Annotated in this window: 10 protein-coding genes; all 10 read right to left on the minus strand. The window is 63.6% G+C overall.

What is annotated here, in order from left to right; all coding sequences use genetic code 11:
* Nucleotides 1-31 precede the first annotated feature (31 nt).
* Nucleotides 32-1,417, minus strand: coding sequence for an O-antigen ligase family protein (locus tag V6X63_RS10080; protein ID WP_367978825.1), 1,386 nt, complete (start codon nucleotides 1,415-1,417; stop codon nucleotides 32-34).
* Nucleotides 1,418-1,419: 2 nt separating this feature from the next.
* Nucleotides 1,420-2,001: a hypothetical protein gene (locus V6X63_RS10085; RefSeq protein WP_367978826.1), complete on the minus strand. Its 582-nt coding sequence runs from the start codon at nucleotides 1,999-2,001 to the stop codon at nucleotides 1,420-1,422.
* Nucleotides 2,002-2,156: 155 nt separating this feature from the next.
* Nucleotides 2,157-2,870, minus strand: coding sequence for a tyrosine-protein phosphatase (locus V6X63_RS10090; RefSeq protein WP_367978827.1), 714 nt, complete (start codon nucleotides 2,868-2,870; stop codon nucleotides 2,157-2,159).
* Nucleotides 2,867-5,110, minus strand: coding sequence for a GumC family protein (locus V6X63_RS10095; protein ID WP_367978828.1), 2,244 nt, complete (start codon nucleotides 5,108-5,110; stop codon nucleotides 2,867-2,869). Before V6X63_RS10095 ends, V6X63_RS10090 begins: the two co-directional genes overlap by 4 nt.
* A 20-nt stretch (nucleotides 5,111-5,130) precedes the next feature.
* Nucleotides 5,131-5,688 (minus strand): polysaccharide biosynthesis/export family protein, encoded by a 558-nt coding sequence (locus tag V6X63_RS10100; protein WP_367978829.1) that lies wholly within the window; start codon nucleotides 5,686-5,688, stop codon nucleotides 5,131-5,133.
* Between the two features lie 8 nt (nucleotides 5,689-5,696).
* Nucleotides 5,697-6,926, minus strand: coding sequence for a surface lipoprotein assembly modifier (locus V6X63_RS10105; protein WP_367978830.1), 1,230 nt, complete (start codon nucleotides 6,924-6,926; stop codon nucleotides 5,697-5,699).
* 19 nt (nucleotides 6,927-6,945) lie between these two features.
* Nucleotides 6,946-8,025, minus strand: a complete 1,080-nt coding sequence (locus V6X63_RS10110) for a hypothetical protein (protein ID WP_367978831.1) — start codon at nucleotides 8,023-8,025, stop codon at nucleotides 6,946-6,948.
* A gap of 98 nt (nucleotides 8,026-8,123) precedes the next feature.
* Complete coding sequence (locus V6X63_RS10115; RefSeq protein ID WP_367978832.1) at nucleotides 8,124-8,825, minus strand: sugar transferase; 702 nt, start codon at nucleotides 8,823-8,825, stop codon at nucleotides 8,124-8,126.
* 2 nt (nucleotides 8,826-8,827) lie between these two features.
* On the minus strand, nucleotides 8,828-10,045 hold the full coding sequence (locus V6X63_RS10120; RefSeq protein ID WP_367978833.1) for a UDP-N-acetylglucosamine 4,6-dehydratase: 1,218 nt from the start codon (nucleotides 10,043-10,045) through the stop codon (nucleotides 8,828-8,830).
* Entirely contained in the window at nucleotides 10,042-11,241 is a 1,200-nt protein-coding gene (locus tag V6X63_RS10125; protein WP_367978834.1) for a LegC family aminotransferase, read from the minus strand. Before V6X63_RS10125 ends, V6X63_RS10120 begins: the two co-directional genes overlap by 4 nt.
* Nucleotides 11,242-11,285 lie beyond the last annotated feature (44 nt).

Below are 11,285 nucleotides of genomic sequence, written 5' to 3' on the forward strand. Positions count from 1 at the left end.
GTCGACGCGCATTCAGCACCGAGAAACGTTGCTATGCCAACGTCACCGCGGCGCCTCGATGGTGCGTCCGCGCGACCACCGTCATCGCGCATAGCACGACAAAGGTCGCCGCATTGGCTGGAATCTGCAGGTTATAGTCGCCGAAACCGTGGATGAGCATCGCGACAATGCCCATCACCGCACCGGTGGCGACACCGCTACGATACGCTGAGCGGGGATCCGCCATGCCTCGAAGCCCTTGCCATAGCGCGATAAACACGAATGCCACCAGTGGCGCCGTGCCAACGACTCCGTACTCGATGAGAAACTGCAATGGATCGAGGTGAGCATGGTTCCAGTGCTGCGTGACATCGGCACCGGGGAAGCGCTGGAAGGTGGACTCGAAGGCCCCCGCCCCGTAACCGCGCCACGGGCGATGCTGGAACTGCGGCAGTGCATAGACCAACACATCGTCGCGGATCACGTTCTCCCGGGCAATCCGCGGGGTCTGCGACTGAGCGGCTGATTCAAGATCGGCCGGGGCAACGATCTCATCGTTCAGTCGGGTGTCAACCAGCCGATCGCGCAAATTCTCAAGACCGAAGTACTGACTGATGATGAGCATATCGATCAGCAGCACGCTCGTGAGCAAAATCAGACTTCGGAAGCGCCGCACGGGCTGGAGCAGCAAAAACAGCCCACCGGCGACGAGTAGGCTCGAGAAAAAGGCGATATTCCCCATCCGTGAGTGTGTCATCACCAGCGCGATCACCATGATCACCAGCGAAATCCGTATCCACGCCTTTGGCCCAAGTAGCCAGTCAGGCAGGCGCCACCAGCGAAACGGCTCTGGCGCGCGCAGCGCAAGTAATAGGCCTGTGCCCACCGAGAGCGTCATGGCGAGAAAGTTTGCCGCATGATTGGCGTTGACAAAGCTCCCGCTGACCCGCGTGCCCGCCTCGAACACCCACCAGTCATTGCCGGCGAGCACCTGTGCGGCGCCAAAAAACCCCTGCAGCAGTCCACTGACAATCACCACCCCCATCAGTTGTGTCAGATGGGCGCGCTCGGTGAACAGCGTCACGACCAACACGAAAAGCCCCAGAAGACCCAGTCCGTGGAGGAGATAGCGCATCGTCATCCCCGGATCCATTGAGATCCCAGTCCCCCACTGCAAAGCCACCCAACCCTGCGCGGCGAGCAGTGCAAGGACCATTGCCGCACCGGGCCCGTGCATTAACCCCCGCGTCATTCGATGCGGATGTCGGAGTGCGGCCAGACCCCAGCCGATCGTTAAAAGCCCGACGAGCAGCACGAAAAGACTCTCGCTCCAGACCCGGTTACTGCCATAGGGCAAGGGAAGCCAGAAGATCAGCACAAGAACGCCCAGACGAAGCCTCTGCGGCCATCGCTCTACCGAGGTCTCCGGCCTATCCATCGCTACTGAACCCGCCCGTCGTAAAGTGCCGGAATGGCCAAACGCAACAACTCACGCTGGCCACTTCGCTCGGCAATCTGCCGGACGGCTCGCGCGGACTGAGGATTGAGCGATGCGGTGCGGCGGGCGCTCAGCAGGACAGCCCTTCGTGCCTCACCGTCGAGCCAGCCCCAGCGGGGTAGACCGAGCTCGACCACGCGGCGCGTAACCCGAGGCCGCCAGGGGCCGAGTTCGAAACCTCGAGCGAGGGCCTCGGAAAACCGCGCCGGCTGCCACTCCACCCGAGTCAACGCCGCGGCAAGCCGCAGGTGGCCATAAGGCCACAACGGGCGCGCGTCGACCGCCGCTTCATAAGCATCGACCGCCGCGCGGCGCGATGCGATGACCGCCTCGGTGGCGCGCGCAAACGGCGTCTGCGGATCGAACCAATCGCGTGCGCTGGCCGCACGATCAAATGCTGTCCCGGAGGGTCCTGGGAAAAAGCGCACCTCCCGATCCGCCGCCGTGATGGCAAACTCCAGGCCACGCTCTGTCGCGGGCGCCCGCCCGGCGGCCCAGGCATCGAGAAAGCGCTGCGCCTGCATGCCATACAATGAGGATATGAGCAGGCTCCCAGCAGCGAGGCAGACGGCCAGCGCGAGTCCGATCATGACCCCGACAAGGGCACGTAGGCGCCAACGCGGGACATGATGACGACCGTGATGAGGCGGGTCGTGAACAGCCCCAACCATGACTTCAGTCAGCGCCAGAGCGCCCGCGGATTCCCATCGACCAGGGCATTCGCGCTCTCCTCACCCACCAGCCGGGCGGCCTGGCAATAACTCCGGTAAAGCCGGGGTGGGCGACGCGTCATGTTATGCGCGTCCGTGGCGAGGAAGTGCGCATCACCATTAATGAGGTGGCGCTGTGCGGCGAGAAACGGCTGCTCCCCGAAGTCACCATCCAATGCCCCCGCCGTAATCTGAAACAGACACCCCTGATCACGAAACACAGAGAGCGCCTGGGGGCGGGCGAGAAAGCCGGCGTTTCGCTCCGGATGGACGATGATCGGCCGAATACCGAGTTCGCGGAGCTTGCCAGTGAGCCGCTCGGCATGCGCTGGCAGCTCGCCATGCGGGAACTCCAGCAGTATCGCCTGCTCACCATTCCACTGCCCGATCCCGGGCAGACGCTGCGCGCGCGCGCGGGCAATCAGATCAATGTCGAAGTGCCACTCCATCCCGGCACGAAGCGCGATGCCAATGCCCTCAGCGTCTAAGCGCGCCTGCAGCGAGTCCACCGCGCTGGCAACTTCGGCGGTGGCTGTGTCATAGACCCCCGGTCGCCAGTGTGGCGTACAGAAGACGCCCTCGATGCCCTCCGCCCTCGCCATTCGCGCCATTGCCATCGCCTCCTCCAGCGATGCCGCGCCATCGTCAAGCGCTGGCAGCAGATGACAGTGCAGATCAATCACCGCGAGTAGCCGTAGTAATCGTAGTAGCCGGTCTCGCCATAGCGGTAGCCCGCGCCATAGCCGTAGCGGGAAGACTTCGCGATGTTCAACTGATTGATCACAATACCGCTGAGCTGTCCGTCAGCAAGCGGCAGGCGGTTGACGCCACGGCGCACAAGCGGCGCGGCGGTGGATTCGGCCTTGACGACATACACCACCGAGGTCGAGAGCGTGGTCAGGACGAGCGGGTCGCTGACGACCTGCGCGGGTGGTGCGTCAATGATTATCCGGTCATAGCGATTGCATAGCGTCTCGAGCATGTCGGCGAAACGCTGACTCGAGAGCAACTCCAGTGGATTCGGTGGCATCCGGCCGCAGGGCAGCACCGCAATCCCATCAACCTTGTGGATGGCCTCATCGAGGCTGACATCACCGGCAACCGCCTCCGCCAGTCCGGCAATCTCCGGCTGGTCGAAGTCGAACAGCCGACGGAAGCTCGGCCGCCGCATATCCCCTTCGATGAGCAGGATGTTGTCGGTCTCGCTGAAGGCTGCCGCGAGGTTCACGGCGGTGGAGGTCTTCCCCTCGCCTGGCAGCGATGAGGTCACGAGCACGATATGCCGCTCCTCATCGAGGTGGGATAGCACAACGCCCGTGCGGATGGTCCGAACCGCCTCGTTAAACGCCCGATCCACCTTGTCGATGTAGATTCTGGCGGTCTCCTGCAGATCGAGTTTACGCGACTGCAGCGGCATCACCCCCAGAATGGGCAGGCCGAGTTTCTCCTCGGCATCCCCGGTCCCGACGATGCGATTGTTCATCTGATCACGCAACAGCGCGAAGCCAACCGCGATGAGCAGCGCCAGCACGCCGGAGACCTGTGTGTTGCGTAAGCGCTTGGGTTTGACCGGCGTTGACGGCAACATCGCCGGGTCGACCACCTCGGCGTTGACCTGCTCGACATCCGAGACTGCCGAGATCTCGCGCAGGCGACTGAGGAAGGTCTCATAGAGGGTTCTCGCGACCTGAACCTCGCGCTCGAGCTGATTGACCGTAAACTCCTTTGCCTGGGAGTCACGCGTGCGATCGCCATACTCTGCGACCGCCTGCTCGAGCGAGCGCACGTTCACCTGCGCGAGCTCATAATCGCGGCGGATCGTTGCGACAACGCTCTGGACCTGTGTTCGCAGGTTCTGCGTTGTCACCGCCAGCTCTTCCTCCGCATCCTGCATCGCCGGATGCTTCGGCCCATAGCGCTCGGCGAGTTGCTCGACCCGACTGGCGGCGCGCACTTCCTCGGCACGCAATTGCGCCACCGAGGACTCGCCACGCACCGCCGAGGTGGTGAGCAGCTCGCGCCATTGTGCATCCGGCACGCCGGAGATCTGCTCGAACCGGTTCTCCGCCTCGGCAAGCCGCTGCCGAGCCTCGACAAGCCGGGCATTCAACTGCGTAAGCCCCTCGGCCGATAGCCGCGCCACACCCCCGAGATCGACGATCCCCTCGCGCTCGCGATGGCTCTGCAGCCGCTCTTCGGCCGCCTCGAGGTCTGCTCGAAGATCTTCAAGCCGCCCGGACATCCAGTTGGTTGCCGTCTCGCTCATCTCCAGGCGTGCCGATAACTGCCGGTCAATGTAGGCGGCCATCAGTCCATTGGCGATCGCCGCGGCGAGGCGACGATTGGAGTGCTCAACATTGATGTCGACCAGCGAGGTCTCGCCGCGCGCCTCGACGGTGATCGCCCCGCGCACCTGCGCGACAACGCTGCCAAAGACCTGATCATCCGTGAGTTCTTCCAGCGGGATTTGCCACTGATTGCCGAGCATTTGCGGGGTGACGAAAGGCAGCCACTCATCCGCGCTCACCAACTCCAGCCAGCCCTGCCAGTCGGTCGGCGAGGGCAGCCGGCCGTCGTCGCGCTCCTGCTGACGGGGGTCCAGCGCGGGGTGTCGCACAAGGTTGAGCTCCTCGACGACCCGTTCACTGAGACTCCTCGAGCCAAGAAGTTGGAACTGGGTCGCCAGATAGGACTGGTTGCGGCTCTCCGGGTTGAGCACCTCTTCGATGTTCCCGATGCTCTCCGAGGGGGGTTCCACGAGCATCGTGGCCGTCGCCCGGTAGATGGGCGTGAGCGTGCCGTTGTAGAGCCACACGAGCATCATCACCAGGAGTGGCAGGATGATGATGCTCCACTTATAGCGGTAGATCGTAATCCACAGCCGATGGAGGTCGATGCGCTCGTCCTCTGCGGGCTGCCTCACTCGGGATTCGTCCACTGCCATTAGAAAAAGCTCTCGTTAACCGTCAGGATGTCGCCTGGGTTGATCTGGGTTTCCATCTCCGCATCGCGCCCCTCATCCGCCTCCTGCGAGCGCTCGTCGTCGTAGATGACAATATTCGATCGCGAAGCCCGGTCGGTGAAACCACCCGCCCTCGAGATTGCCTTTCGCACCGTTGTACCCGGCTCAAATGGATAGGCGCCCGGGGCGCGCACCTCGCCGGTGACATAGTAGTCGCGGTAGCGGATCACGTTCACCGTCACCTCGGGGTTGACGAGATACCCATCGCGCAACTGCGCCTCAATCGTGCGCTCAAGCTCAGCGCGGGTGCGCCCGAGCGCCTGGACCTCACCGAGGAAGGGGAATGGCACGGTACCCGCGCCGGTAAGGCGGATATCACTGAAACTTAGATCCGGCTCACCAAAGACCTGGATGCTGATGACGTCGCCGGATCCAAGCTCATAGCCCGAGTCGCTTTGCTGCGCGGGCACGGCCGTTACCATCGCGAGCGCAAGCACGAGCGCGATAAGCTGCCAGAGACCGGGTAACCGCTGTTTCATATCCGTTATCAAAAGCTCACTTCCAGGCGAAGTAGGACGGTATTCCTCTCGTATTCCGCCGCCGCCGCGGTTGAGCGATTCTCACGGTAGAACCAGGTCATGCCAAGATCCATCCACCGCCGGACGGCGTAATTCCAGCCAATCGTCACGCTCGAGAGCTTATCCGTACGCCCGGCGTTAAAGGTGCCAATCCTGGCAATGTAATCGCGTCTTTGATAGCCCAGCGCGACGCTGCTCGACACGCGCGCGCCCCACTCATGCGCCCAGGCAATGGTCGTATCCTGCGACTCGACGGCAATCTCACCCGAGCCACCCTCTTGCAGTAGATTGGTGGTCGAGAGCGTGACCTCATCGCGCCCACGCGGCTCCCAGAGAATCTCCGCGGCCCATGTATTGACAGCGTTCGTGGCCACCGCCGGGTCATCGTAGCCCTTGCGCTGGCGGCCAAACTCGATCTCACCGGTTGTCTTACCCGTCGCCTTCCATCGAAGACCGGTCAGCACCGACATCTCCGACCCACCCCTCGGGCTTGAGCTCAGGGTGTAGTCGATCTTCGAGTATCGCGCGGACAGTAGCGCTCGCGTTCTCCCGCCCACGCGAATGCCCAGCGTCGAGCCGATATCATAGTCGTTGTACTCGCTCCCCGCATTGTCCGTCGCGCCGGCGGCGACAGGCGAGAGATTATTTGCATAGCGGCGCTGCGTGAGGCCGAGATCCAACTGCAGTTGGCCCCGCGCCCCCTCGGCGCCAAAAAGCCACTCGCCATTCACGCTGCGGTCCACGCGGATACTCGCATCCTCGCCAAAGCGCCGATTGGTCACGGTGAGCGGCTCCTCGACGCGCGAGTACCCGAACGCTCCCTGCACGCGGTTACGGCGGTTGATCACCGTCTCGCCTCCGCCCTGGAGCCGGTGGTTGAACTGATCGCGCTCGCGCTGCTCGAGATAGCGTACATAACGCGGTCGATAGGCGGCGAAAAACCGGCTGTCCCGCCGTCCGGCCTGAACCGCGAAGACGGGGACCACCTCAACGACGCTGGAGGTCTCCTTTTCGACCGGCTCACCATCCGCGCCTCGCGCCCGGACTGCCGGGTTCTCAGCGACCTGATTGACGTTATCGTCGTAGCCGTACTCAACCTCCAGGCTCGGGATGACGGAGAACGGACCGTCCGGGTTGAGGGGCTTCGGCTGGATCGCGCCCACCGGTTGAATAGCCGCGAGCAAGCCGGCCGCGCTCACGGCGATCAAACCAGTGTAATTAAGGCGTACCACTGACGTTATCCTCGATATCCCCGGCGCCCGGGAACATGTCCGGGTAGAACGTATCGTCCTGATCCGCGACAACCTCGGCGATCGCCTCTTCACCTGTCGGCCCCTGATCTTCGGGGCTGGCATCCGCTGTCTCTTCGCCGGAGGCCGGGCTTTCTACTTCGCCCTCAGCCTGGGGTTCGGGCTGCTGCTCATCCGCGCTCGCCGTCTCTTCGTCTGCCGTCTCGCCAGCGGCTTCGCCCTCCGCCTGCGTGTCGGACACCGTCTCTTCGGCTTCTTCGTCGTCTACTTCTGCCTGTCCGGCCTGACCGAGGACAGCCTCGGCGATGGCAACCTCGGTATCCTCTGAACGATCCTGAACCGTCTGAGTGACCCGCTCGGTGATCACCTCGACATCCGGCTCTTCGCCCCGCGCGACCGAAATCTCCGAGAGCAGACTAGCCGCCGCCGCGGCCACCTCAACGCGCTCATTAACGGCGACGGTAGCCGCCGCCGCTGCCACGGCAAGGACCGCCGTCTCCCCTGGATCAGCTCCGGCATTCGCCGCTCCCGGCGAAGGAACCGGTATGACACCACCCTCCTCGCCCGAGGCGACGCGCACCGTACCGTTCTCCGCGGCGATCTCGAGGGCTGCACGCCCCGCGCCAAGCGTGACTTTGCCTGCAACGCCTGGTGCCGCCGAGGCTGCGCGCGAGACGATGTCCACCGCCCGATCCGGCGCAAGCCGAACAGCAATTTCCGCCGCGCGTTCCGCCTGATCGGGCAGCGCGGCAATCGCCGCCGCCGTCGACTCCGCCACGCCGTCCGGATTAGCGCTCACCGCACCGGTGAGTATGGTCTCGAATGAATCGGGATCTTGCGAGACGGCGTCAAAGACAAAGCGCGCGACCGTCTCGTTCAATCGCTCCGCTGGGGTGGAGAGGATCTCCTGTTCGGCCTGCACCGAGAGGGGAAAGCCAAATTCTCTAAGGCTTGAGGCCACGCGCACATCCGCCACGCTCGCGCTCGTGAACGCCACCATGGTGATTGCACTGGCACACCACCAGTGCGCTCTGCGTTGATTAATCATCCACACCCTCTCCACTCACGCTTCGCGGATGGCCAGTCACAGTGGATTGTGCCTGAGGCCTCGATATCCACCCAAATAAACCCATGATTTTCCGCCGTTTAATGCGCATCGACTCTCGCCCCCCTTGGCATCGCCGACAGCCTCTGCGCGAGCGCCTCAGGCGGCCTTGGCAGCGAGGGGAAGAGCGTCCAGACCGCACGCGAGCGCGGCGAGATCACCACCCACACGGTAAGCGCGATCAATGCGAGGTAGAGTCGCAAATTCTGCCGCTCGACATACCAGCACTCAAGCGCGCCTTTATAAGGCATGATCAACGACCGATACACCCGGCGCGGATCATCCGTGGATTGATAAATCGCCTCTTCATGCCGGAAGACAATCGACCCGATCCCCGAGAGGCCGGGGCGCACCTGCGTGATGGTCTTCTGTGCATCGGCCGGGTAGGCATCAAAGCAGCTCGGCGTCTGCGGGCGGGGGCCAATGAGGCTCATCTCGCCTTTGAGAATATTGATCAACTGCGGCAGCTCGTTGAGCTTGGTCGCCCGCAGCAAACGGCCGAGTGGCAGTACCCGCGGGTCATCGGGTGTGACCAGATCGCCGGTGCCCATGGACGGGCTTGCCTTCAGCATGGTGGCGAACTTCATCGCGCCAAACGGCACACCCCCACGCCCGATACGGGTCTGGCGGTAGAACACCTCACCCTCTCCGGTGAGGCGAAGCACCCCCATCAGCCCGATCAGTAGCGGTGAGAGCGCGACGAGCGCCAGGCTTGAGAGCACAATGTCGAGGGCTCTTTGCATCGCTACATCCGCCCATCGAGTGATCGGCCGGTTTCGCGGTGGGCGAATTCAGGCAGAGCCGCCTCAAATAGGGCGACCAGATCGGCCTTCGACCACTGCCCAAGCTCACGCAGCCGCGCGACCGCCTCGAGCAGGCCGTCGAGTGACCCCGCCTCAGCGAGTGGCCCGTTGCAAATGACCGCCAGACGCTCGAACCGTGCCCAGTCCACGCTCTCCTCTGCGGTGTAGAAATCTTCAATCGGCTTCTCGCCGCTGGTGTCCGTTTGGAAGAAATAGCACGGCCACTGGCCCTTTTCGCTGAGTCTCGCCACGCTCTGGCGGGCGTGCGCCTCGCTCTCGCAGGGCACCGCCTCGTAGCCATGCAAGGCGAGATAACGCACGGCGATCTCGGCGAATCGGCTCGCATGCGCCTCGCAGTCGAGCCTCGGGAAGAATGTCTCGCGGTTTGCGCCAAGCAGACAGGCCATCAAACAGAGCTCGCCCGCCTCGGCATCGGTGATGAAGTAGCGCTGCACATCACTCGGCGCGGCAATGGGCTGGCGTTTTGCAAGCCGGCGCTCGAAGCCCTGCAGCAGACTGCCATCGGAGAAGGCGACATTGGCAAAGCGCGCCATCGACACCGACAGCGTCTCGCTCTCGCGCATCAACAACCGCTCCATGATGCGCTTGCTCGCGCCCATCATGCTCACCGGCGCGGCCGCCTTGTCCGTTGAGACACAGAAAAACTGCGCCGCGCCCTTGCGCTCGGCCCAGTGCGCTGCCGCGAGCGCGTTCTCGATATTCACCTCGATAAGGCGCATGAGCGTGTAGGGATCGCGCTCGGCGCGCACGTGCTTTAACGCAGCGAGATTGAGGACATAGTCGTAGCGATCCGAATCGCGCATCAGCGCGGCGAAAGCCGCGGAGCCCACATCGAGCGCGAAGGTTCTGAACGTCCCGTCGATGTAGCCAATGCTCGAGCGCAGGTCGCGGACGAGCTCGACGAGATTATTCTCGCTCAAATCCACCACATCGAGCGCGCGCGGATTGCGTCGGAAAATCTCCCGCGTCACCGCCTGACCAATCGTCCCCGCTCCGCCGATGACAAGGAACCGTCCAGCCTCCACTCTCTCGCGCAGCTCGCTCGCGTGCGCGGCGATGTCGGGGTCAAACAGCGCTGCCCGTCGGCCGATCAAGCCGAGCGTTTCCATCGAATCACTCACCGCCATGGCCACGCTCACGCCTCAGCCGACTCGAGCCAGCCCGCGGGCACGGAGGAAGGCAGCGCGATGAGCCGCGATTGAATCGCCCGCGCAGTGGCAAGCCCATCGTGCTGGCAGTGGGCGTACATCGGCAGCTCATTTAAAAGCTGCCATGCCGGGCGCGTCATCACAGCGCTTTCGTTTGTCGCCGCGAGCAGTTCATCGCGCTCGGTCTCATCGGCAAGCAGAATCGCGTTGAGCCAGAAATTGGCATATTCACCCAACCGCTCTTGCACGAACACCTCGGCGCGGTGCTCGAAGAATTCCGCGTAGGCCCCGGCGAGCCGGCGTTTGGCTTCGAGAATGGCGGGCAGGCGATCCATCTGCGCGCAGCCAAGCGCTGCGTTGATGCTCGGCATGCGATAGTTGTAGCCGCGCGCATCATGCGCGAGAAGCCAGGGGTGGGTGACTTTCGCCGTTGTCGTGAGGTGCCGGGCCCGTGCAGCGAGCGCACCATCATTCGTCAGCACCGCACCACCCCCGCCGGTGGTGATGATCTTGTTGCCGTTAAAGCTCAGCACCCCCATAGCGCCGAAGGTTCCGGCATGCCGGGCATTAAATGAGCTCCCGAGCGCCTCCGCGGCATCTTCGACCAGCGCGATCCCCGCTGCACGACACCGCTCGGCGATGGCAGCGATACGCGCCGGATGGCCGTAGGTGTGCACTGGCAGGCAGGCAGCGATGCGCTGACCCGTCTCCCGGTCGCGACACACCCCATACCGGTCCAGCCGAGTGGCCGTGTCGAGGTAATCCGACAGCGCCTGCGGCGATAACCCCAACGTATCCGCATCGATATCGAGGAAAACGGGTTCAGCGCCCGTGTAGCTGATGGCATTGGCGCTCGCCACAAAGGCAAGGGGCTGGGTGATCACCCGATCGCCGGGCTCCACGCCGGCGAGCTCGAGCGCAATGTGCAGAGCCGCCGTCCCGTTCACCACGGCAATCACATGCCGCGCGCCGGTGAACTCCGCCACCCGACGTTCGAACTCGCCCACCATCGCGCCGGCCGAGGAGACGAAGTTCGAATCAATACACTCGAGCAGACGCGCCTTCTCCCGCTCAGCCATCACCGGCCGGTGGAGCGGGATTGAACCCTCACCATAGAGGGCGCGTACAAAACCAATCACTGGATCGGCAGTGCTCGGGCACCGTCCGGCCGTGGAAAATGCCGCCATGACGCCTAGACCGTCCGGAATACAGGCAGTAGTAATCGAAGTGG

It is taken from the genome of Spiribacter onubensis (assembly GCF_040838425.1).
GTDB classification, from domain to species: domain Bacteria; phylum Pseudomonadota; class Gammaproteobacteria; order Nitrococcales; family Nitrococcaceae; genus Spiribacter; species Spiribacter onubensis.